At 45.7% G+C, this 22,255-nt stretch carries 22 protein-coding genes; 12 read left to right on the forward strand and 10 right to left on the reverse strand.

The window, feature by feature from the left end:
- Positions 1–56: 56 nt before the first annotated feature.
- The 3 genes from purH (at position 57) to VIM72_RS19410 (ending at position 3,489) form a co-directional block, all read left to right on the forward strand.
- A complete protein-coding gene (gene purH / locus VIM72_RS19400) occupies positions 57–1,571 on the forward strand; it encodes a bifunctional phosphoribosylaminoimidazolecarboxamide formyltransferase/IMP cyclohydrolase (RefSeq protein ID WP_332004475.1) in 1,515 nt (504 codons plus the stop codon).
- Between the two features lie 171 nt (positions 1,572–1,742).
- Positions 1,743–2,297 (forward strand): sigma-70 family RNA polymerase sigma factor, encoded by a 555-nt coding sequence (locus VIM72_RS19405; RefSeq protein ID WP_332004476.1) that lies wholly within the window; start codon positions 1,743–1,745, stop codon positions 2,295–2,297.
- On the forward strand, positions 2,290–3,489 hold the full coding sequence (locus VIM72_RS19410) for a TonB family protein (RefSeq protein ID WP_332004477.1): 1,200 nt from the start codon (positions 2,290–2,292) through the stop codon (positions 3,487–3,489). Before VIM72_RS19405 ends, VIM72_RS19410 begins: the two co-directional genes overlap by 8 nt.
- Here VIM72_RS19410 and VIM72_RS19415 read toward each other — a convergent pair whose 3' ends face one another.
- From VIM72_RS19415 to mutY, 6 genes are all read right to left on the reverse strand, one after another.
- Positions 3,490–4,863 carry a LutB/LldF family L-lactate oxidation iron-sulfur protein gene (locus VIM72_RS19415; RefSeq protein ID WP_332004479.1) on the reverse strand — a complete coding sequence of 458 codons (1,374 nt, stop codon included), beginning with the start codon at positions 4,861–4,863 and terminating at the stop codon, positions 3,490–3,492.
- A 46-nt stretch (positions 4,864–4,909) separates the two neighbouring features.
- On the reverse strand, positions 4,910–5,530 hold the full coding sequence (locus VIM72_RS19420) for a DUF3109 family protein (protein ID WP_332004480.1): 621 nt from the start codon (positions 5,528–5,530) through the stop codon (positions 4,910–4,912).
- Positions 5,531–5,550: 20 nt separating this feature from the next.
- Positions 5,551–6,153, reverse strand: coding sequence for a hypothetical protein (locus VIM72_RS19425; protein WP_332004481.1), 603 nt, complete (start codon positions 6,151–6,153; stop codon positions 5,551–5,553).
- A 28-nt stretch (positions 6,154–6,181) separates the two neighbouring features.
- Entirely contained in the window at positions 6,182–7,519 is a 1,338-nt protein-coding gene (gene gldE, locus VIM72_RS19430) for a gliding motility-associated protein GldE (RefSeq protein ID WP_332004482.1), read from the reverse strand.
- A gap of 132 nt (positions 7,520–7,651) precedes the next feature.
- On the reverse strand, positions 7,652–8,110 hold the full coding sequence (locus VIM72_RS19435; RefSeq protein WP_142684729.1) for a single-stranded DNA-binding protein: 459 nt from the start codon (positions 8,108–8,110) through the stop codon (positions 7,652–7,654).
- A 197-nt stretch (positions 8,111–8,307) separates the two neighbouring features.
- Entirely contained in the window at positions 8,308–9,381 is a 1,074-nt protein-coding gene (mutY, locus tag VIM72_RS19440) for an A/G-specific adenine glycosylase (RefSeq protein ID WP_332004483.1), read from the reverse strand.
- 203 nt (positions 9,382–9,584) lie between these two features.
- Between mutY and VIM72_RS19445 the strand changes: the two genes are divergently transcribed.
- The 3 genes from VIM72_RS19445 (at position 9,585) to VIM72_RS19455 (ending at position 12,761) form a co-directional block, all read left to right on the forward strand.
- The gene (locus tag VIM72_RS19445) at positions 9,585–9,887 is read left to right on the forward strand and encodes an HU family DNA-binding protein (RefSeq protein WP_260607449.1); all 303 of its coding nucleotides are present in this window, start codon (positions 9,585–9,587) and stop codon (positions 9,885–9,887) included.
- Between the two features lie 24 nt (positions 9,888–9,911).
- Complete coding sequence (locus VIM72_RS19450; RefSeq protein WP_332004484.1) at positions 9,912–10,754, forward strand: tetratricopeptide repeat protein; 843 nt, start codon at positions 9,912–9,914, stop codon at positions 10,752–10,754.
- A gap of 456 nt (positions 10,755–11,210) precedes the next feature.
- Positions 11,211–12,761, forward strand: coding sequence for an Rne/Rng family ribonuclease (locus VIM72_RS19455; RefSeq protein WP_332004485.1), 1,551 nt, complete (start codon positions 11,211–11,213; stop codon positions 12,759–12,761).
- Positions 12,762–12,797: 36 nt separating this feature from the next.
- On the opposite strand, the gene VIM72_RS19460 is transcribed toward VIM72_RS19455, so the two are convergent.
- Positions 12,798–13,124, reverse strand: coding sequence for a cupin domain-containing protein (locus VIM72_RS19460; protein WP_332004486.1), 327 nt, complete (start codon positions 13,122–13,124; stop codon positions 12,798–12,800).
- 164 nt (positions 13,125–13,288) lie between these two features.
- Between VIM72_RS19460 and VIM72_RS19465 the strand changes: the two genes are divergently transcribed.
- Complete coding sequence (locus tag VIM72_RS19465) at positions 13,289–14,959, forward strand: L,D-transpeptidase family protein (protein WP_332004487.1); 1,671 nt, start codon at positions 13,289–13,291, stop codon at positions 14,957–14,959.
- Positions 14,960–15,125: 166 nt separating this feature from the next.
- On the opposite strand, the gene VIM72_RS19470 is transcribed toward VIM72_RS19465, so the two are convergent.
- Positions 15,126–15,509 (reverse strand): RidA family protein, encoded by a 384-nt coding sequence (locus VIM72_RS19470; RefSeq protein WP_332004488.1) that lies wholly within the window; start codon positions 15,507–15,509, stop codon positions 15,126–15,128.
- Positions 15,510–15,607: 98 nt separating this feature from the next.
- On the opposite strand from VIM72_RS19470, the gene VIM72_RS19475 reads away from it, so the two are divergent.
- The 5 genes from VIM72_RS19475 to VIM72_RS19495 all read left to right on the forward strand — a co-directional run bounded on the left by VIM72_RS19475 (position 15,608) and on the right by VIM72_RS19495 (position 19,688).
- A complete protein-coding gene (locus VIM72_RS19475) occupies positions 15,608–16,273 on the forward strand; it encodes a 3-hydroxyacyl-CoA dehydrogenase family protein (RefSeq protein ID WP_332004489.1) in 666 nt (221 codons plus the stop codon).
- Positions 16,274–16,280: 7 nt separating this feature from the next.
- Positions 16,281–16,958, forward strand: coding sequence for a tRNA (adenosine(37)-N6)-threonylcarbamoyltransferase complex dimerization subunit type 1 TsaB (gene tsaB / locus VIM72_RS19480; protein WP_332004490.1), 678 nt, complete (start codon positions 16,281–16,283; stop codon positions 16,956–16,958).
- A gap of 213 nt (positions 16,959–17,171) precedes the next feature.
- Positions 17,172–17,531, forward strand: coding sequence for an ArsR/SmtB family transcription factor (locus tag VIM72_RS19485; RefSeq protein ID WP_012788619.1), 360 nt, complete (start codon positions 17,172–17,174; stop codon positions 17,529–17,531).
- A 131-nt stretch (positions 17,532–17,662) separates the two neighbouring features.
- Entirely contained in the window at positions 17,663–19,066 is a 1,404-nt protein-coding gene (locus VIM72_RS19490) for an MBL fold metallo-hydrolase (RefSeq protein WP_332004491.1), read from the forward strand.
- Between the two features lie 121 nt (positions 19,067–19,187).
- Positions 19,188–19,688 carry a BON domain-containing protein gene (locus VIM72_RS19495; protein ID WP_332004492.1) on the forward strand — a complete coding sequence of 167 codons (501 nt, stop codon included), beginning with the start codon at positions 19,188–19,190 and terminating at the stop codon, positions 19,686–19,688.
- Positions 19,689–19,741: 53 nt separating this feature from the next.
- Here the strand turns inward: VIM72_RS19495 and VIM72_RS19500 are convergent, their stop codons facing one another.
- Positions 19,742–20,602 (reverse strand): lysophospholipid acyltransferase family protein, encoded by an 861-nt coding sequence (locus VIM72_RS19500; protein ID WP_332004493.1) that lies wholly within the window; start codon positions 20,600–20,602, stop codon positions 19,742–19,744.
- 53 nt (positions 20,603–20,655) lie between these two features.
- Entirely contained in the window at positions 20,656–22,254 is a 1,599-nt protein-coding gene (gene nadB / locus VIM72_RS19505) for an L-aspartate oxidase (protein WP_332004494.1), read from the reverse strand.
- Between the last annotated feature and the right edge of the window lies 1 nt (position 22,255).

Below are 22,255 nucleotides of genomic sequence, written 5' to 3' on the forward strand. Positions count from 1 at the left end.
TCTTTTCGGTTCCGGACCAGGGAGCCTATGTTATTAATTTCTAATGTTTTCCATTCATGCAAAAGCAAATTAAATCAGCGCTGATCTCCGTTTTCTATAAAGATAACCTGGAGAACATTGTTAAAAAATTAGGTGAACAGGGTGTTACCATTTATTCCACCGGTGGTACACAAAAATTTATTGAGGACCTGGGGGTGAAATGTGAAGCTGTTGAAGACCTGACCGCTTATCCCTCTATACTGGGCGGACGCGTTAAAACCCTGCATCCTAAAGTATTTGGTGGTATTCTGGCCCGTCGCGATAACCCACAGGACCTGGAACAACTCAAAGAATACCAGATACCGGAAATAGACCTGGTAATCGTTGACCTGTATCCATTTGAAGAAACCGTAAAGAGCACTACGGTGGAGCAAACTATTATCGAGAAAATTGATATAGGCGGCGTTTCCCTGATCCGTGCAGCCGGCAAAAACTATAAAGATGTAGTAATTGTTGCTTCCAAAGATCAGTATGCAGATCTTGAAAAAGTATTGACTGATAACAATGGCGCTACTACCATCGAAGACCGCAGGAGCTTTGCAGCCAAAGCATTTGAAGTTTGCGCCCACTACGATGTGGCAATTTCCCAGTATTTCCTGAATAATGAGCCAGGAGTAAACTTCCAGCTTTCTGTTCCGGAAGGACAGGTGAACCGTTACGGAGAAAACCCGCATCAGCGTGGCGTTTTCTATGGTAATCTCGATGAAATTTTTAACAAACTGCATGGCAAGGAGTTATCCTTTAACAACCTGGTGGATGTAGATGCTGCCTGCCAGCTTATCCAGGAATTTGAAGCCACCACCTTTGCTGTTATCAAACATACCAACGTTTGCGGCATCGCATCCAGGGCTACCCTGAAGGAAGCCTGGGATGCAGCGCTGGCGGGCGACAAGGAAAGCGCTTTTGGCGGTGTGCTGGTCACCAACAAGGTTATCGACAAAACTACTGCCGAGTCTATCAGCGAGATCTTCTTCGAGATCCTGATCGCACCGGGCTTTGATGCAGATGCGCTTACTGTATTGCAGGCTAAAAAGAATCGTATTCTCCTGGAGCAGAAACAACCGGTGAAAAGCAAATACATGTTCAAAAATGTATTGAACGGCGTATTACTGCAGGATAGCGACAATGGGAATTACAAAGAATGGAATGATGTAGGCGCCCGCCCTGCTACACCAGCTGAAAAATCTGACCTGGAGTTTGCCAATATCGTTTGCAAACACCTGAAATCAAATGCTATCGCCCTGGTGAAGAATCAACAGCTGATTGGCAAAGGTTGCGGCCAAACTTCCCGTATCGATGCCCTGCGTCATGCAATTGAAAAAGCAGAACAGTTCAGCTTCGACCTGAAAGGGGCAGCCATGGCTTCTGATGCTTTCTTCCCCTTCAACGACTGTGTGAGCATTGCACATGAACACGGCATTACAGCTGTAATTCAACCCGGTGGCTCCGTAAGAGACAACGACTCTGTTGAATTCTGTAAACAACATGATATGGTAATGGTGATGACTGGTATGCGTCACTTCAGGCACTAATAACAATTATTGGAATTTATAAGAGAAAGCACCGGAATTCCCGGTGCTTTCTTATTTTCATCTTATAATATTCAAAAAAAATAATAGTATTGCTGGCTTGTAAATCAATATAATTTTAAAGCTAAGGCCAGAGAACAGCCGCCATAAATGTCTTTTATCAAACAAAATATCATGCAGGATGCAGATGATGCCTGGTTGATCGGTGAGTTTAAAGCCACCGGGAAACTGGACTTTCTCGCAGCCCTTTACCAGCGTTATATGAACCTGGTGTACGGGGTATGCCTGAGATATTTTGATGAAGAAGCCAGTAAAGATGCTGTAATGCTGATCTTTGAGGAGTTAATTGTAAAGCTGAAACAACATGAAGTCCAGAATTTTAAAAGCTGGCTGCATGTACTTACCCGGAATCATTGCTTAATGAAACTGCGGGCTATGAAAAATAAGGAATCCCGGCAGGTATCTATTGATGACCACCTCATTGTGGAAAACCAGGAAAACGGGCATCATGAAAATGGAATGTCCCTGGAAGATAACCTGCAGAGCATGGAAAAGTGCCTGGAAACCTTACCGGAAGAGCAAAAGCGCAGTGTAGACCTGTTCTACCTGAAAGAAAAAAGCTACCGGGAAGTAAGTGTTATTACCGGGTATGAAATGAATAAGGTGAAAAGCTATATCCAGAACGGAAAGCGTAACCTGAAAATATGTATGGAACAACAGCATGACTGATAAGCGGCCACATATAAAACCGGAGGAACTCGCCGGGCTCATCCGCCAATACCTGGCGGGGGAGCTGGACGATAAGGCCATGCATGCCCTGGAACGCCAGGCCCTGGATGACCCATTCCTGGCAGATGCCCTGGAAGGATATTCTCTGCATACACCGGAACAGGCCGCTCACCAGGAAGAACTTGTTTCCAGGTTGTCGGACAGAGTTGCTTCCAGAGGCCGCATCCGTCCTATGCTTTACCGGGCTGCCGCCGCGGCGGCTATTTTGCTCCTCATGTTTTCGGCGGGCTGGTTCCTCTGGAATCAACAGCAGACAGCACCTATCGCCGGGGTAAATACCCCTGAGCCATCTCCGCAGGCTTCACCGGTATTCTCCGAGCATGGGGATACTGCTCCAGCCTCGGCAAATGCAGATCATCTTGCTAAAAAAAGTACTCCCGCTACACCAGCCGCTCCTGAAACAGCTAAAAAGCAGCAGGAAAGCCAGGAACAGGCAACAGAAGCAACAGACAGAATAATACCTTATGTCCAAAATGAAAAGGTTAATGAAACAGTTCCGGCCACCAATAAAAAGGCTCCTGATTTAACCAGCGTTCCTGCCGTCACACCTGGTCTAAAGGTAGAGCGCAGGGAAGATCAACGGAATCTTGTGATTTCTCCTTCTGATAAAAAAGACACACAGATAAGGATCCGCGGACAAGGCAGCCTGGCACTGGGAAAACCCGATAGCCAGAGAAATGCTTTGAATGAAGTAGTGGTAATAGGTTATGGCATACAAAAGAAGCAAAATGTAACAGGTTCGGTAAGTGTGCTTCAGCAGAGCAGTATTACTGATTCCAGTGCACAGCGAATGCTGGCAGGTAGAGCGGCGGGAGTGAATATATCATCAGACGATGATAACACTGCCTACCGGGCGCCTGCTCCGGTAACAGGTGAAACCGCCTTTGAAAATTACCTGAAAACCAAAACGGTTAACCCGGAGAATAAGTATTCGGGTACAGTACGTGTATCCTTTATCGTTATGCCGGATGGCAGCCTGCAGGATTTTAAAATTATCCGTCACCTGAATGAAGAGTGTGATGCTGAAGCGATCCGTGTAATCAAAGAAGGTCCCGCATGGGCGCCCGCATCAGACGGAAAGCCGGCCAAAGTAAAGATCAGGGTAAAGTTTACAGTAAAAAAAGATAAGTAGCTATTTCCGTTCCTTCCACAGCTGGTTAAAGGATTTGGCAGCAAATACCGGTAATTCACGGTTATCTCCCCAGCTTTTGGCAAAGAATCTCCGCAGCAGGAAATTCTTCATTTTGCCACTTGCCATATTCATCATTTTACGGCTGCTGCAACCCTGCTTCCACATAAACCAGGCAAATTTCTCTCCACCGGAAGTATAATTTTCCTCTACGGCCTTCTGGCGGTTGTGGAGCAACAGTTCGTGCAGGTTAATGCGAACGGGGCATACTTCGGTACAGTTGCCGCAAAGCGATGATGCAAAGCTCAGGTGCATGTATGAATCCATCCCTTTCAGGTGGGGAGTGATCACTGAACCGATAGGTCCGCTGTAAGTGGCGGCGTAGGAGTGCCCGCCAATATTTTTATAAACGGGACAGGCATTGAGGCAGGAGCCGCAGCGGATACAGTAAAGGCTTTCGCGGGCAGTAGTATCCTGAAGGATGTTCGTGCGGCCATTGTCCATCAGGATCACGTACATTTCTTCCGGGCCATCTGTTTCCCCTTCCTGGCGTGGACCACTGAAAATACTGTTGTAAGCGGTAACCTGCTGACCGGTACCATAGGTGGCCAGTAATGGCCAGAACAGCCCCAGGTCTGTAATAGAGGGTAATACTTTTTCAATACCCACCAATACAATATGTGTTTTGGGAAATGCAGTGGTTAAACGTGCGTTGCCCTCATTTTCTGTAACGGCAATGGAGCCGGTATCTGCTATGATAAAGTTGGCGCCGGTGATACCTATTTCCGCCTGGAGATATTTGTGGCGCAGCTTTTCCCGGGCTACCAGGGTGAGCTGCTCGGGAGTAAGACCAGGGTCAGTGCCCAGTTTTTCGGCAAATAAACGGGCTACATCTTCCTTGCTTTTGTGCATGGCTGGTGTAACAATGTGGTAGGGCGGTTCTCCGTCAAGTTGTTGTATATATTCACCGAGATCAGTTTCCACGCATTCGATGCCGTTCTTTTCCATGAAGTCATTCAGGTGTACTTCTTCAGTAGCCATCGACTTACTCTTCACAATGCTTTTGCATTGTTTGGCCTGGCAAATGGCCAGTATTTCCTGTTGCACCTGTTCGGCGGTTTCAGCCCATATTACCTTACCTCCACGGCGGGTAAAGTTTTGCTCAAATTCTTCCAGGTGATTATCCAGGTGCTCAATAGCTCTCCACTTGATGTTCTTGGCTCTCTCTCTTGCTCCCGGCAAATCCGTAAACTGTTGTTTACCGGCTTTGACAGCTGTATTGTATTTACCTATATTGAAGTTGATCGTCTGCCGGTGGCCGAGATCGGACGCTTTCTTTTCACTTTCTTCCAGAAAAGTAGATGCTATCTGATGCATAAGCAAGCAATATTCCTAATTAAAGATAGTTAAATCTAAAAATGATTTACCCGTGTTCTTTTCTTGCGATGTTATCCAGCACTTCATAAAATTCCGTGCCGTATTTTCTGATCAAAGCATCTTTAAGGAAGCGATACACTGGCACCTGCAGGGTTTTACCGTTTTTACAGGCTGGTTTGCAAACGTCCCAGCGGTCGTAGTTCACCGCTTCAAATGTTTCGTACTTCTTAATACGGATAGGGTAGAGATGACAGGAGATGGGTTTTTTGAAGTCAACCACACCGTCATTATATGCTTTTTCGATACCACAACCTACTATGCCCTGGTCATTTATGGTAGCATATGCACAGATGCCTTTATTCACAATCGGTGTCACATACCCATATTCATCATCAATAGTATTGGTACCGGTATGCTCAATTTCCCTGATACCGTCTTCCCGGAGGTAGGATTTGATTTTCGGATAAATTTTCTTCAGGGTTTTAACTTCTGTTTTATCCAAAGGAGCGCCACAGTCGCCCGCTACACAGCATGCACCTTTGCAGGCCGACAGATTGCACACGAACTGCTCCTCAATTACTTCGTCACTTATGTATTTATCGTCAATGATGATCATCGGGAATGGTCTTTTGCCTGGAATGATAACAGACAATCTTATTAAGACCACAAAGTTACAGTATTCAGGGCTTATCTCCAGCGTAGGGTTTCCACCATATGCCACATATCCTGTTCCAGGAATTTGTACACGGGTGCCAGGGAGTCGGCATTGGGGGTAACATCAAAATAGAGGGCTCCCCGGAGGAAATGTTTTACCGAATCTGTGGCGAAGAACTGTTTGGAGGAAGCGGCGTTGCCGCCTACTTCGTAGAAGGTACCACTTACATTGTTCGTGGTATGGATCCGGTTCTCGTCAATATATTCTGCCTTATAGGTGTGCTTGTAAGTCATTTTAAAGGCATCGTCTACCAGTTTTTGAAAGCTATTATTGCCCGGGCCTATGATCTTGTAGCTCATATAGATTTTTCCGTTCAGAGAAGGAAAGTCGACATTGATCCAGTAGGGATTTTCCGGTGCAGCACCAAAAAAAGAGGTGTCTTTAACGATATTGGCATATGCGGGATACTCAAATGTGTAGGGGTATCCGGGCATGTCAAAGGTGCGGTATTTCCTTTCAGGGAACTTTACCTGGAAATAGCCACGGGGCTTTGGCGTGGGCACATTTTCACAGGCTGCAAATATACACAACAGCCCCATGATCAGGGCGAGGGCCTTTCCATTAGTCGCTGGCATCTTACGGTTGTTTAGCAGGCGGTTATACTTATTCAGCGGCATCCGGCCTGATGGTTACCTGTACTTTCTGGATCCTCATTTTATTGACTTCCAGTACAGTGAAATCGAAGTTATTGTAGTTAATAACGCTGTTTTCTTCAGGAAATTTTCCGGCCAGTTCCAGTATAAGACCACCGAGGGAGTCACTTTCACCTTTTACAGGTTCAAATGTTTCGGGAGAGATGTTCATAATGCGGCAAACGTCGTTCAGCATAGTTTTGCCTTCAAATACGTAAGTGAAGTTATCTACTTTATTGTAGTTAAATTCTTCTTCATCAAATTCATCTTTGATATCGCCGATCACTTCTTCCATGATATCTTCCAGTGTTACAATGCCGGAAGTACCACCAAATTCATCCACTACCACGGCAAAGTGCATCCGCCTGCTCTGGAATTCAGACAACAGGTCTTCTATCAGCTTATGGCCATGTACAAAGAAAGGCTGGCGCATTACTTCGTGCCAGTCGAAGCTACTGCCTTTATCGAGGTGGGGCAGGAGATCTTTGGTATGAATAACCCCTACAATGTTGTCCAGGTTATCTTTATAGACGGGCAAACGGGAGTAATGCAGGTCGGCTACGCTTTTTACAATGTCGGCAAAAGAGCTGTCGTATTCCACGCCATTTACATCCAAACGCCCGCGCATGATCTGCTTTACAGTGATATTACCAAATTTGAGGATCCCTTTCAGGATATTTTTTTCTTCCTGGGAAGCGGTGGCATCTACGCTCATTTCGATGGCCTGGTCAATTTCCTGGTAGTTCACCGGACCTGTGCCCCGGTGAAAGAACCGGTCTTCGATGCTGGTACTTAGACCAACAAAAAAATCGCTGATCGGTTCCATGGTGGCGTGTACGCCGCTCACAAACCACGCAAAATAGGTGGCAAAACGGATATTGTTTTGAGCAGCCCATACCCTGGGCAGGATCTGGCCAAAGAACAGCAGGATGAGGCAGATAGCGGAAATCCTTACCAGGAGGGAAACTACCGGCAAGGTTTGCAGGTCTTCCATCTGGGTAATCAGGTAATTGGTGATCATGATAAACGCGATCATGAGCAACACCCCTGCTATCTGGAGGGACGCGAGCAGTGATTTAGGCTTTTCCAGCAACCGGGTGATCAGTTTGCCGGAGGCGTTCTGCCGTGTTTTGAGCACATTCAGATCCTTGTGATTAAGGGAAAAGAAGGCGACCTCTGCACCGGCAACAATGAAGGTGAGCAGAAGCAGGATAAAAATAACAAGCAGAAATACCACCACGTTAGGGGCGCCAATTGGTGCGCTGGCTTGTAAAAAATAGGATACGTAGCTTGCCGAAAGGATGCCCAAGATGTTCAACTTTGATGTAATTAATCAAAAATAGCGGGAAAGTAATTCATAGAATTGCTTTCCCTGCACGCAAATATAAGTAATGTCCCTAAAAGGGATTACGCAGGTTCAAAACTTAATATCTTTTTGCAACTAAAAAGGCAGATCGTCTGCGGGTTCGTTCAATGAAGGGGGTATTTCCAGTCCCGGAAAGTTTTCTCCACCGCCTGAACCTGTACTGCTATGGTGAGGTATGGGGTGATCTTGGTTGTTGAGGTCCATGCGTTTATCCAGCATAACCAGGTTGTCTCCTACAACTTCAGTGGCAAATTTCTTATTGCCTTCTTTGTCTTCCCAGCTGCGGGTGCGCAAGCGGCCTTCAATGTAAACAAGACTGCCCTTGTGCAGGTATTTCTGCGCCAGTTCGGCCAGTCCCCGCCATAGCACCACTGTATGCCATTCTGTTTGTGAAATGAGCTTGCCGGCTCTGTCTTTGAACGTTTCAGTGGTAGCCAGTGAAAATTTGGCTACTGCAATATTACCTTCCAGAAACTGTACATCCGGATCTCTGCCCAAATTGCCTATCAGGATTACTTTATTAACACCTCTCATAGTTGTAGGTTTTTTTAGTCTATTGTTAAAAAGTTCTTCTTTTAATAAATAAACAACCTTCTTAAAGTTAATATTTTTTTCCAATCGATAGTGAAAAATTTCTTACTGGCAGCAGGTTAAGCCGGATTTTGTTATCCGGCGCTATTACGGAACTGGCTTAACACTTAATGTATATTTTTATTCTCTATACGTGTTCCTTAAAATAATTGCAGGTGATTACTTTCCAGGAAAGTTGTAATTGTCTTCGGGAAAGCGTATTTATTCAGGCTGTTCCTGGGTACCATTATATACCCGGGGATTACCGGCGCTTTTTTTACGGTGATGCTGATGAACTGGCTGTGAATGGTTTGATGGGTTAGCTGTTGTTTAAAGGGAGCGGATATCCTTTCTATTTCAAAAGCAGTTTTTCCCAGGATAGGGGCGAGGGCGCCGGACGACTGCAGCAATGTGATATCTGCCGGGCCTGCTGTTTCAATGAGAACGAACTCATGAAGATTCTGCCAGATGTCGCTATCCGTTCTTTTACGGATATAGATGTCATCTTTGTACTGTACGAGGAGATAATTGAAATATCTTTTTTTAATAACCAGTTTTTTGGTTTTTACCGGGAGATGTGGAATGGTTTGTTCATGCAGGGCTACGCATTTTTTGCGAAGCACACATTCCCCGCAAAGGGGTTGCTGGGGCTTGCATATAACAGCGCCAAAGTCCATAATGCTTTGGTTGTATTCCGCCGAGCGCCCCTGTGGCAGCAGTTCCTGCGCCAGTGTATCAAATTGCTTCCTGCCGGCGGTACTGTCGATCGGGGTTTCTATCCCAAAATAGCGGGAGAGCACCCGGAAAACGTTGCCATCCAGTACTGCGTGGGGAAGATTGAAGGCAAATGAAGCGATCGCAGCAGCCGTGTAGGGGCCTATCCCTTTGAGCGCTTTGATCTGTTCATACCGGTCCGGGAACTTGCCTTGATAGGTATCCGCAATTTCGCGGGCAGCTGCCAGCATATTTTTACAGCGGGCATAATAACCTAGTCCCTGCCATAAACGGAACACTTCTTCTTCCGGTGCAGCTGCCAGTTTTTTTACATCCGGATAGTGCTGAATAAATCGTTCATAATACGGCCAGCCTTGCTCCACGCGGGTTTGCTGGAGAATGATTTCCGATAACCAGATACGGTATGGATCTTTTTCACCTTTCCAGGGCATGCTGCGGGTATTCATTTCCCGGTTCCATTCCAGTAATTTTTCCGTAAAAAATTGTCGGGGTGATATCATTTATATATTATTTTAATAAAATTATTTAGTATATTGATATGGCAAATGCTGTACACAACCCTATATGGTACAACCGATACACATTTCCGGGCCTGCAAATAAATATAATTTATCGCCAATACCAGTTATAAGAAAAAATGATAAAATTTATTTGCTTAAAATTCAGCAATTAGAATTTTTAAATTAACTTTGAGAGTAAAGTAATCTCTCGCTTTCATATGAGAAAAGCTGATTTAATTAACAACATTGCTGAAAAAACCGGCATCCCCAAAGTTGATGTGCTAGTCACACTTGAGGCTATGTTTAAAGAGGTGAAAGAAGCTCTTGCTAACGGAGAACATATTTACATCCGTGGGTTTGGAAGTTTTATCACAAAAAAACGGGCCGCAAAAATTGGACGGAACATCAAGAAGAACGTAGCTGTGGAGATCCCCGAGCACTTTATTCCGGCATTTAAACCTTCGAAAGAATTCGTTGCTGAAGTAAAGAAGCTCAAAAGTTCTTAATTTTGCAGCCTAATAATTTAGGCGATGCAAAAATCACAAGTTCTTCTGGTGGGTGCTGCGGTAGCACTATTGGTGATATTATTCGCCTTTGGCCGTACCGTGCCCCGGTCGGAAAAGAAACCTATGTCATCTGCCGCCCCTATGCAGGGTGGACAGGACATAGCACCTATTGCCTTCTCTGAACTGCTGGAAACAGCTAAGGGGAAAATTCCTGCTGATAAACTTTTACAGGTAAATACCATTGAAACAAATGTTGTCCGCGGGGATGTGAAAACCCAACAGATAGCCGCGTACCGTCAGTTGTATAACACCTGGGACAGCCTCAACCAGCTGCCCGTAGCAGCTTATTACCTCGGAGAAGCCGCTAAGTTGGAAAATTCCGAAAAAAGCCTCACCTTTGCAGCCAATTTATTTTTAGCCCACTTGCAGCACGCAGAAGATCCTCGTGTGGCAAAATGGGAAGCCCAGCAGGCAATCACTTTGTTTGACCAGGCAATACAATTGAACCCGGCAAATGATACGCTGAAAATATCACAGGCTATGGTGTATATGAACACCGGTGAACCTATGACCGGCGTAGCCAAGCTGAGAGAAGTCGTTGCAGCACACCCTGATAATATTGACGCACAGGTTACTTTGGCTAACCTTGCTATCACATCAGGTCAGTACGATAAAGCTATCGAAAGACTGGAAGGCGTTGCGAAGAACCACCCGGATAATGCAAAAGTGTTATTTGTGCTGGCAGAATCGTACAGGAGTAAGGGGGATAAGAAAAAAGCGATTGAACTGTTTGAAAAAAGCAAACAACTCATGACCGACCCGGAACTGAAGAAGGAAGTAGATAGTTACATTAAAAGTATTCAATAATATTATTTTTCAATCATTTAAAAAAGTATCAGCGTATGCCTTGCGGTAAGAAAAGAAAAAGACATAAAATTGCCACTCACAAGCGTAAAAAAAGACTGAGAAAGAACCGGCATAAAAGTAAGAAGAAATAATTACTCCAGTTTCCCGCCATTTATACTAACAAGGTATGCTCCTGGCGCGGTGGTCGGATAAAAATTTTCATATATCCTGCATGATTCTAGCATTTACTTCTTAAATTGCTATAGTCATGCAGGTTGTTTCCATAGATCCCGCAATTGAATTCTCCGGACATTACCTGCAGTGATCGCTGAACCCTTAAGCAATCCATTCATCACGAACGTGAAGAAATACGCTAACTTTATAGGTGAGCTATTGTTTTGGTATGCAGTAAGCTGTTCTTAAATAGCCGTGTGCATAGCATAAAGGTGAAGTTTTAAAGGTTAAAATTTTGGACGCTTGAATAAGGAACTTATTATAAATGCGGCTCCCACAGGGGTGGAAATTGCGTTACTGGAAGATAAGAAGCTAGTAGAATTACATCACGAAAGTGGCAATCCTAACTTCTCAGTAGGCGATTTGTACCTGGGTAAGGTAAAAAAGCTGATACCCGGCTTAAATGCTGCATTTGTTGACGTAGGCTTTGAAAAAGATGCCTTTTTACATTATACGGATCTAAGCCCCTATATCCGCTCCATTCTTAAATTTACTTCAATGGCCATCAGCGATAAAACGCCCGATGGATTTGACTTTACCAAATTTAAAAATGAACCGGAAATAGTTAAGACCGGTAAAATTACGGATGTACTGGGAGGTAAACCCAATATCCTCGTACAAATTCTGAAAGAACCCATTTCTTCTAAAGGCCCGCGCCTTAGCTGCGAAATTTCTTTACCCGGAAGATTTATAGTGTTAACACCCTTTAATGATATTGTTGCGGTTTCTAAAAAAATCCACTCCTCCGAAGAAAGAAAAAGATTGCAGAAAATAGTGGAAGCCATCAAAACGCCCAATTTCGGCGTTATTGTACGCACCGCCGCTGAAGGAAAGAAAACCGCAGAATTACACGAAGATCTGACCACCCTCGTTCAAACCTGGAAAAATATCCAGGCAAATCTCAATGGAGGCGTAGCCCCCCAAAAGATACTGAGCGAACAAACCAAAACCGCCAGCATCCTCCGTGACCTGCTCAATGAAAGCTTTAACCGCATCGTTATAAACGATAAAAATATCTATACAGACACCAAAACGTATATCCAGAAGATAGCGCCGGAAAAGTCTGATATCGTTAACTATTATAACAACGGTTCTCCCATCTTCGATAACTTCGGTATTACCCGGCAGGTGAAAGCCTCCTTTGGGAAAACCGTAAACCTCGACAGTGGGGTGTATCTCATCATTGAAGCCACGGAAGCGCTGCATGTTATAGACGTAAACAGCGGCTATAAAAGCTCCAGCAACAACCAGGAACAGAATGCCCTCGCATCCAATCTGGAAGCAGCTGCGGAAATTGCCCGGCAGTTAAGACTGCGCGACCTGGGCGGTATCATTATCATTGACTTCATTGATATGAAACTGCCGGAAAACAAAAAGGCCATCTTTGAAGCTATGGAGAAATTCATGGCCCAGGACAGAGCCAAACATACCATCCTGCCTATCTCGAAATTTGGGCTCATGCAAATTACCCGCCAACGGGTAAAACCAGAGATCACCATCTCCGTGGCAGAAGATTGCCCTACCTGCAGGGGCACCGGCAAAATCGGCGCATCCATGCTGATCCTCGAAGATATCGAGAAAAACCTGCAATACCTGCTGAATCACCAACACAAAGGTCTTACTATACGCATTCACCCTATATTGCATGCATACCTTACCAAAGGTTTCCTGGCATCCAAACAATGGAAATGGTATTTCCAATATAAAAAATGGATCAAACTCAAGGCAGACTCCAATTACCATCTTACTGAATATCGCTTCTTTGATGCGAACGACGAAGAGATCAAATTATAAAAGAAAAGGTCCCGGTTTAACCGGGACCTTTTCTTTTTAATATCTGTAATCATCCCTTGCAGGACTGAAACTGTCGATGATCTTACAATCTTCCAGCGCCCGGCCGCCGTGCGGCGTATCCGGCGGGATTACCAGCGTATCATGTTGATGCAGCGTATACTTGCGGCCATCCAGGCTCATTTCAAAAACGCCTTCGGCTATGTAAGTGATCTGCTCATGCGGATGCTGATGTACCGGCGACTCAGATCCCGCCTTTATTTCCCAGAAGGCCAGCGTGCTCTTATTGCCGTGTACAAACCGGCCGTAATGCCCGGCAATCGTGTTCTTTACAGGAATGGTTTCCAAAGGAGCAGGTTTGTTCATTTTTATACCTTTTAATATTAAATATAGATGATACAACAGATTTTAACAAACGGCCTGAAGCGATAAGTGCATATATTTCATACATTTACCACCAATACCCTTATAATCCCAACAGTTTGATCGTCATGTTTGTTCTAAGTAAATAATTAATATCCATTACGCTTATGACTATACGTTTTTACTCCTCATTGGCCTTACTGACACTGATTATTTTCGCTGCCTGCCAGCAGCAGGGCGGATCCCGGAAAAAAAACAAAGCAAGAGATACTACTCACTATACTAAACAGGAGTATATTGAACAAACTATCGACAGCAATTATGTCAATAATTTCCTGCAATCCCATACATCGTACGACGCCTATGATGAGTATATCCGGAACTTCTACCGCAAGCGGGACTATCACTTTGCATGGATCAATAAAGACGGGCTTACCGAACAGGCAGGTAACTTCATTAACATGATGAAGAATGATGCGGCCTATGGTATTAAAGACAGCAGCCTGATGAACCCGGATCTGCAGCGGCTTACCGACACCCTCCTTGTGAGCGATGTAGGTCTGAAGCCTGGGGATACCGCCGTTCCCCGTATTGAAATGCTGCTCACCGCCCAGTTCTTTGCCTATGGAAATAAAGTATGGGGCGGGCTCACCGCTGATACTGCCAAAGACCTGGAATGGTTTATTCCCCGCAAGAAAATAGATATGGAGAGCCTGCTGGATTCTATGGTGAATAAAAAGAACAATGCTTTTGAAGATGATGAGCCGGTAAACAGGCAATACATTATGTTACGCCAGCAGTTGAAAAAACTGGCGAAAATTGAATCTTCCGTTAAATGGGATTCCATCCGTACTACCCAGAAAAGCTTTAAGAAAGGCGATTCAGCGGAAGTGATTGCTGCAGTGAAAGCCAGGCTGGAAGCCTATGGCGACCTACCCGGAACCGATACCAGCAAGCGCTTCAACGCAGCGCTGGATTCAGCGCTACGTAATTTCCAGCTGAGAATGGGGCTGAAAGAAGATGGCCTCATTACCAAAGGCGTACTGGATGCACTGAATACCCCGGTACAGGATCGTATCCAGAAAATACTGGTGAATATGGAACGCCTCCGCTGGGTACCTATTGAGCCCACTACTGATTATATCCTGGTGAATATTCCGCAGTTTAAAATGCATGCATATGATAAAGGAAAGTTGTCGTGGAGCTGCAACGTAGTGGTAGGAAAGCCTGGCGCCAACACGGTTATTTTCACAAAAGACCTGCGTTATATTGTATTCAGCCCCTACTGGAATGTACCGCCGGGCATCCTGGGCGGAGAAGTATTGCCTGGCCTGAAACGCAGTGGCGGTGCATATCTTGCCCGGCAGAATATGGAAATTGTGGGAGCCAGCGGGAAAGTGATTGCCCCGGGCTCTATTAATTTTGCAAAATATTCCGGTGCGAATTTTCCATATATCGTGAGGCAGAAACCCGGGGGAAAAAACTCGCTTGGCAAAGTAAAATTCCTGTTCCCCAACGAGTATAATATTTACCTCCACGATACGCCCGCCCGTTACCTGTTTGGAGAAAACAAGCGTTCCTTCAGCCATGGCTGCATCAGGGTGGCAGAACCCAAACGCCTGGCGGAATGGCTGCTGCGTGGGGATTCGGCCTGGACAGAAAAGAAGATTGATGAGGCGATGAATGGAAACAAAGAAAAGTATGTAACCATAAAAGAGAAGGTTCCTGTTTTCATCGTGTATTTCACCGCCTTTGTAGACAGCGATGGGCGGCTGAACTTCCGGGATGATGTATATGGCCACGACAAAAAACTGGCGGCTTCTTTATTTGGGAAATAACGCATAAAACAGCGGAGGGGTATTCATCCCTCCGCTGTTTCACTCCAATATCAGGCAGTATGCAATCTGCTCTTATAATTTTAAGCGCCGGCTGCAATTTTTTTCCGCTGTACTGCTACAGCTTCGGGCATTTATCGCAATCCCTTTTCGCTATGCTACAGCAATACTAAGCGCCTGCTGCAATTACAGAAATCTCCACTTCCACTCCTTTAGGCAATCCAGACACCTCTACCGTTTCCCGGGCAGGAAAATCGCCCTTGAAATAACTACCATATACTTCGTTCACCTGTGGGAAAGTTTTCATATCTGTTAAAAAGATGGTGGTTTTTACAACGTGCTCAAACCCAAGTCCGGCTGCGGTGAGAACAGCCTGTAAATTTTTCATTACCTGGTGTGTTGCATCTACGATACCGGATTTGACGAGTTCGCCGGAAACAGGGTCCAGGGCTATCTGGCCGGATACATACAGGGTGTTGCCCGCTTTCACAGACTGGTTATAAGGCCCTATAGGAGCGGGCGCATTGCTGGTGTTAATAATTTGCTTTTCCATGAAAACGAAAGTAAATAATAATTGAGAACGCACCAATGTATGCCGTGCAGATGCATTATAATTACTGATTCTTTATTAGGTTTGCCGAAATTTAACACATGAATATCCTGGTAATAGCAGATGCGCAGCGCTTTGATGAATTGCAGGAAAAGGGAATGGGAAAGCATCATGATGTACAGTGGAAAACAAGCCTGGAAGAGGTTTTATCCCTTAAAGCATTTGACCTGGTGCTGGATCTTATTTTCGACGACCGGCCGGATCATGCGCTCGTGTATGCTAAAAATCCGGGTGTTCCCGTGCTGGCAGGCATTGTGAAAACCTCGTTAAGTGAAATTATCAGCCAGTATGCGTTTGAGCAGGGCTTCAATATCATGGGCTGTAATTTTCTGACGGGTATGGTGAATATGCCGGTGCTGGAAGTATCAGTGCTGGACGAAGGGCAAAAGGAAACACTGGACGAGCTGATGTACAAGCTGGGCTGGGAATACCTGCTGGTAGCGGATGCCGTAGGACTGGTTACGCCGCGGGTCATATGCATGATCATTAATGAAGCCTATCTCACTGCGGAGGAAGGTACTGCATCGCCGGAAGATATTGATACTTCCATGCGTTTGGGTACCAATTATCCTTACGGGCCATTTGAATGGAGCGAACGGATAGGCATAAAACAGGTATACGAAGTATTAAAGGCTGTACATGATGCTACCGGCGACGACCGGTACCAGGTGGCCGCCTCATTGCAAACAGCTTACGAAGCAATCTGATTTTTACATGGCACTTATACTGAATATAGATACTGCAACTACTATTGGTTCTGTAAGTCTTTCCCGCGATGGAGAGGCCATTCAAACGCTGGTGAATGAAAAGCAGCAGGATCATGCCGCTGCTATGATCCTATTTGTTCAGCAGCTATTGAAAGAGCAGGGCATTACACCTGCACAACTGGATGCAGTAGCAGTAAGTGCCGGACCGGGTTCTTATACCGGTTTACGTGTAGGCGTGGCTACAGCGAAGGGACTGTGTTATGCCTGGAATAAGCCATTGCTGGCTATTTCCACGCTTCAGATGATGGCGCAGGGCCTGATTGCCCGTGTAAAAGATGAACAGGCTTTATACTGCCCTATGCTGGATGCCCGCAGGCAGGAGGTGTTCACAGCTTTATATGATGCGCGCCTGCAGGAAGTGATGCCGCCACAGGCCATGATCCTGGAGCCATCCTCGCTGGAAGGCCCGCTGGCAGCGCATACCATCTACTTTTTCGGAGACGGCAGTCCCAAATGGGAACTGATGCTATCTTCACATAAAAATGCTATTTTTGCGAAATATACGATAAGCGCTGCCCATATGGCGCCCCTGTCCGCCCAGGCCTTTGAAAGAAAATTGTTCGCTGACCTGGCCTATTTCAGCCCATTTTACCTCAAGCCCTTTTATTCTCCTCAAAAGCCCTGACATATCTAATAGTTTTGTCATGAAATGGTCAAATTACATCTAATTTGCAAGTATCCGGGGCATATATATGATAAAATAAGGTATGGAAATTTTTTTTATTGTGACAGATATTATATTTTTGTATAAATCGATTACCGCAATTGTTGTCTAACTGTTTGCGAGTACTGTCCGTTGATCCCTTTCATTTCATCATTTTTTTAAAACTATTATGCGATGGAAAAAACATTATTAACTACCTCTTCTAATACTCTTATTATTTCTAGAGGTACCAATGAAAAAGACCAGATCAAATTGGATTACATTGCCGTAAAGAAAGCTGCTATGGTTTTACGTGCTATCAACCATAAGCTGCGCCAGCAGATGATTAAGCTGCTGGAAGATCATAAGAAAATGACCGTGACGGAGATCTATGTGAAATTGCGTCTGGAACAATCGGTAGCATCGCAACATCTCGCCATATTAAGGCGTGCTGGCATTGTAATTACAGAAAGAGATGGTAAGTTTATTCACTACACCATCAACAAGCAACGTATTGCTGAAGTGGCAAAGTTTGTGGAAGAACTTGTTGGTTAAAAGCATTGATCCGTATCACTACGGAAAGTTCATATAAAAAAGTAGCCATACGGCTACTTTTTTATTTTGGTATAGATTTTATCCATGAGTGCACAACCTGAGAAGTTGTAAATTTGTAAAAATCAAAAACCATGTACGTAAAACAATTGTACACCAGCTGTTTGTCGGAAGCGGCATACTTCATAGAATCCAACGGGATCGCGGTAGTGATTGACCCGTTGCGTGACATTGAAGTATACCTGGACCTGGCAAAAGAACGTAACGCCACCATTAAATACATTTTTGAAACACATTTTCATGCAGATTTTGTTTCAGGGCACCTGGAACTGGCAGAAGCTACCGGCGCAAAAATCGTATACGGCCCGGATGCAGAAACCAGCTTCGATTCTTATATAGCAAAAGATAACGAAGTATTCCAGGTGGGCGCAGTAACCCTCAAAGTGCTGCATACACCCGGCCACACCCTGGAATCGTCCTGCTACCTGTTATCAGACGAACAACAGCAACCATACGCTGTATTCACCGGGGATACATTATTTGTTGGAGATGTTGGCCGCCCGGACCTTTTCAGCGGTAACCTCACTAAAGAAGAACTGGCCGGTTACCTGTTCGATTCGCTTAACAACCGTATTAAAACATTACCTGATGCAGTAATTGTGTATCCTGCGCATGGTCCCGGTTCTGCCTGTGGCAAAAACCTGGGCCCTAATACTTACAGCACCATCGGTGAAGAGAAAGCTACCAACTACGCATTACTGGCTACAGATAAGGATAAGTTTATAGAAGAAGTGACCAGCGGTCTGGCTACGCCACCATCTTATTTCCCGATCAACGCAAAAATAAATAAGGAAGGATATGATGCGTTGAAAGCAGTAATGGAAAAGGCAATGCAGCCACTTACCCCTGCTGCGTTCAAAGCAAAGGCTAAAGCCGGGGCACTGATCCTGGATACCCGTCCGGCAACTGAATTTGGCGATGGATATGTTCCGGGCGCCATCAGCATAGGACTGGAAGGCCGCTTCGCTGAATGGGCTGGCAGCCTGCTGCCGTTTGACCAGGACATTATCCTCGTAACGCCTGTTGATAAAGAAGAAGAAACCGTGGTAAGAATGGCTCGCGTTGGTTTTGATAATGTAGTGGGCTACCTGGATGGCGGATACCCCGCATGGGAAGCCGCTGGCGAAGCAAAAGATATGATCATCACTGTTGAAGCAGATGAACTGGCAATGGATATTCCACACGATCCCAACCTGGTGATCATCGATGTCCGTAAACCAATTGAGTTTGCCGATGGCCATATCAAAAACGCCCTCAATATTACCCTCGGTGACATGATGGATCCTGGAAAATTAGCAGACCTGGAAGATAACCACAACCTGTATGTACATTGCCAGGGTGGTTACCGCAGCATCATTGCCTGCTCTATCATGAAAAGAGAAGGTATCCACAATTTACGCAACGTTGATGGCGGATTCGCTAAAATGAAAGACCAGAAAGGATTACAGGTTGTTCAGGAAAAAACGGTACTGAACTAAATCCTTCTATATTTTTAAACGGGAGTAATAAAAAGAAGTGAGCACTTCTTCTTATTGCTCCCGTTTTCTTTTGGCTATTCCCTGCGTATTTATTAACTTCTTGCAATAAAATTGTTTGGGCATGACAAGCAAAACCCTGGCAATCGCCTCATTAATGTTTATGAGCATAGGGATATTCTCCTGTAAACCATCTGATGAGAAATTAAAGGAAGAAGTGAATGAGAAGCTAAGTCATATTCCCGGCATCACAGCAGACGTGAAAAACGGGGTGGTGATCCTTAGCGGTGAAGTGAGTGATGAAGTGGCCAAATCGGCCGCTGAAGATGCGTTGAAGGGATTGAAAGGAATGACTTCCGTGCAGGATAACATCACCGTGAAAACTACCACAGCAACCCCCGCACCGGTGCCGGTGGTGGAAGCTGCACCAAACCGGGATGATATCCTGAAACGTTCCCTCGATTCGGTTTACACTGCCCGCAGGTTTACAAATGTCAGGGTGACCGTTTCAGACGGGGAAGTTATTCTCAGTGGAAGTGTGAAAAGAAAAAATGTTCGGAACATGTTGCAGATTGCACAACAGTTCTCTCCAAAAAAAGTAACGAATAATGTGCAGGCGAAGTAAAAATGCATGAAGCCTGGCGGAGATAATGAGGTATTTATCTCCCGGAAAAAAAGTTACTTTCCTTTATATTCATGCTTCCAGCGGCGATGGCTCCATACCCATACTTCGGGTTGTTCATGAATATTTTTCTCAAGATATTTTACAAAAGCTTCTGTAATAGCCCCATCCGGCTCCTGCTGCGGGTTTTCAAAGGCCAGTTGCAGTGAAGCATGATAATAGCCTCTTTTTACTTTGCGGATATCTACAAATACCACCGGGATATTGCTTCTTTTGGCGCCCATTTCAGGGCCTTTGTAAAACGGCGTCATTTTATTCAGGAAAGGATACCAGTAGCAGCTGCGCGGGTTGCCGGGATTCTGATCGGCTACCAGGGCAATTAAGTACTGTTTGTTGGTCCATGCCCGCATGCTGTTACCCATATCGTTGGCGGGAATGAGAATGGTGCCGAATTTTTCCCTGAAATGGCGGAACATCCGGTCGGCGGGCTTACTGGTAAGCGGCATATACACTACCAGGAAGGGAAACGCTACGCCCTGCATACAAAACAGGTTGGCCCATTCCCAGTTGAAATTATGGCCCAGGTGGAGCTGGCAGCTTTTACCCTGTGCGTACAGTTCATGCAACACGGTAAGATCGCAGCGGAACCGCTTTTGCAGCTGCGCCTTGCTCATGGTGAGCAGTTTGATGGTTTCCACCATCATATCGGTGAGGTTGTGGTAGTATTTTTTGGCCAGTAATGTGAGCTCTTCTTTTGATTTCCCGGGGAAAGCCTGGGCCAGATTCTCCATCACTACTTTCCTGCGGTACCCGATCACATAATACACCAGCACGTATAATACATCACTGATGAAGTAAAGCACCGGGAAAGGCAATATGGAAAGACTATAGCAAAAAGCAAGCAGCAGATAATACATATTCCTGGTTATTGTAAATCCAGCGCAAAGGTAATGAAAGACAGCCGTTTGGCTTACAGCACGATGTTTTGTACCAGCTCGCTCTTATACGGATAGTCGGTATTGAAATGCAGTCCACGGCTTTCTTTACGGAAGGCGGCGCCTTTTACGATCAGGTATCCCGCTGTAATAAGGTTGCGCAGTTCGCATAATTGCGGCGATACCATGGTTTTCTCGTAGAGGTCTTCCGTTTCTTCATGAAGGATATCCAGTCGGCGCAGGGCACGTTGCAAACGTACATCTGTTCTTACAATCCCTACATAATCGCTCATGATCTGCTTCAGCTCCTTCAGGCTCTGGGTGATCAGGATCATTTCTTTGGGAGCGCTGGTGCCGGTGGCATCCCAATCGGGTACATTATCCTTGAATTCCAGCAGGTCTATTTTGCTGGTGGCATCCATAAAGCAGCGGTGTGCAAATACCATTGCCTCCAGCAGCGAGTTGGAAGCAAGGCGGTTAGCCCCGTGAAGCCCGGTGCTGGCGCATTCGCCGCAGGCATACAGGTTACGGATAGAGGTAAGCCCCCATTCATTGGTTTTGATACCGCCACAGCTGTAATGTGCCGCCGGCGATACCGGGATCATCTGCTGCGCTACATCAATTCCTGCAGCTTTACAGGTTTCGTAGATGTTGGGGAAATGATGGATAAATTTCTCCAGGTCCATATGGCGGCAGTCGAGATAAACATGCTCCGTACCGGTGATCTTCATTTCACTGTCGATAGCGCGGGCTACAATATCGCGGGGGGCCAGCGACAGGCGCGGATCATATTTGTGCATAAAGTCCTCGCCGTGAATATTCCGCAGGATACCGCCGTCGCCCCGCACTGCTTCAGTGATAAGGAACGAAGGGCTTACGCCGGGCTGGTAAAGCGCCGTGGGATGAAACTGGATGAACTCCATGTTTTCGATGCGGCCCTTTGCGCGGTATACCATGGCCACACCATCGCCGGTAGCGATATTTGGATTGGTAGTACTGCGGTATACCTGGCCGTTGCCACCGGTGGCCAGCAGGGTTACCTTGGAAAGGATCTTTTCAATTTTATTGGTGGTGAGATTTAATACATATACCCCATAGCATTCTATATCCGGGGTGGATTTGGTGACCAGGTATCCCAGGTGGTGCTGGGTAATGAGATCTACCACAAAGCAGTGGGTGACCAGTTCAATATTCGGACGGCGGTGTATAGCTTCCAGCAGTGCGCGCTCTATTTCCTTACCGGTAATATCCTTGTGGTGGATCACCCTGAAAACGGAGTGCCCGCCTTCACGGCCCAGGGAAAAATCGCCATCGGCGTTTTTGTCGAAGTTGGCGCCCCATTCAATGATCTCGTTCACTCTTTCCGGGCCTTCAGTTACCACGATCTCTACCACCTGTTCATTACAGAGGCCATCTCCGGCGATAAGCGTATCTTCTATATGTTTTTCGAAACTATCGTTCTCCAGGTCATTTACCACCGCTACGCCGCCCTGGGCGTACTTGGTATTGGTTTCATCCTCCCGGCTTTTTGTGATGATGGTGATCTTTTTATCCGGGCATTGTTGTGATACCTTGAGCGCATAAGTGAGCCCCGCAATTCCTGAACCGATGACAAGAAAGTCTGTTTGCTGCATA

The sequence above is a fragment of the Chitinophaga sp. genome (genome assembly GCF_036569185.1).
Classification (GTDB): Bacteria; Bacteroidota; Bacteroidia; order Chitinophagales; family Chitinophagaceae; genus Chitinophaga.

Excerpts from the sequence above, each read along its gene's own strand:
- VIM72_RS19450 (WP_332004484.1), top strand. The coding sequence starts at position 9,912 with ATGCAAAAATCACAAGTTCTTCTGGTGGGTGCTGCGGTAGCACTATTG.
- VIM72_RS19470 (WP_332004488.1), bottom strand. The coding sequence starts at position 15,509 with ATGGAAAAGCAAATTATTAACACCAGCAATGCGCCCGCTCCTATAGGG.
- purH (WP_332004475.1), top strand. The coding sequence starts at position 57 with ATGCAAAAGCAAATTAAATCAGCGCTGATCTCCGTTTTCTATAAAGAT.
- VIM72_RS19460 (WP_332004486.1), bottom strand. The coding sequence starts at position 13,124 with ATGAACAAACCTGCTCCTTTGGAAACCATTCCTGTAAAGAACACGATT.
- mutY (WP_332004483.1), bottom strand. The coding sequence starts at position 9,381 with ATGATATCACCCCGACAATTTTTTACGGAAAAATTACTGGAATGGAAC.
- tsaB (WP_332004490.1), top strand. The coding sequence starts at position 16,281 with ATGGCACTTATACTGAATATAGATACTGCAACTACTATTGGTTCTGTA.
- nadB (WP_332004494.1), bottom strand. The coding sequence starts at position 22,254 with ATGCAGCAAACAGACTTTCTTGTCATCGGTTCAGGAATTGCGGGGCTC.
- VIM72_RS19425 (WP_332004481.1), bottom strand. The coding sequence starts at position 6,153 with ATGCCAGCGACTAATGGAAAGGCCCTCGCCCTGATCATGGGGCTGTTG.
- VIM72_RS19410 (WP_332004477.1), top strand. The coding sequence starts at position 2,290 with ATGACTGATAAGCGGCCACATATAAAACCGGAGGAACTCGCCGGGCTC.
- VIM72_RS19465 (WP_332004487.1), top strand. The coding sequence starts at position 13,289 with ATGACTATACGTTTTTACTCCTCATTGGCCTTACTGACACTGATTATT.
- VIM72_RS19475 (WP_332004489.1), top strand. The coding sequence starts at position 15,608 with ATGAATATCCTGGTAATAGCAGATGCGCAGCGCTTTGATGAATTGCAG.
- VIM72_RS19500 (WP_332004493.1), bottom strand. The coding sequence starts at position 20,602 with ATGTATTATCTGCTGCTTGCTTTTTGCTATAGTCTTTCCATATTGCCT.
- VIM72_RS19495 (WP_332004492.1), top strand. The coding sequence starts at position 19,188 with ATGACAAGCAAAACCCTGGCAATCGCCTCATTAATGTTTATGAGCATA.
- VIM72_RS19405 (WP_332004476.1), top strand. The coding sequence starts at position 1,743 with ATGCAGGATGCAGATGATGCCTGGTTGATCGGTGAGTTTAAAGCCACC.
- VIM72_RS19435 (WP_142684729.1), bottom strand. The coding sequence starts at position 8,110 with ATGAGAGGTGTTAATAAAGTAATCCTGATAGGCAATTTGGGCAGAGAT.
- VIM72_RS19485 (WP_012788619.1), top strand. The coding sequence starts at position 17,172 with ATGGAAAAAACATTATTAACTACCTCTTCTAATACTCTTATTATTTCT.
- VIM72_RS19415 (WP_332004479.1), bottom strand. The coding sequence starts at position 4,863 with ATGCATCAGATAGCATCTACTTTTCTGGAAGAAAGTGAAAAGAAAGCG.
- VIM72_RS19490 (WP_332004491.1), top strand. The coding sequence starts at position 17,663 with ATGTACGTAAAACAATTGTACACCAGCTGTTTGTCGGAAGCGGCATAC.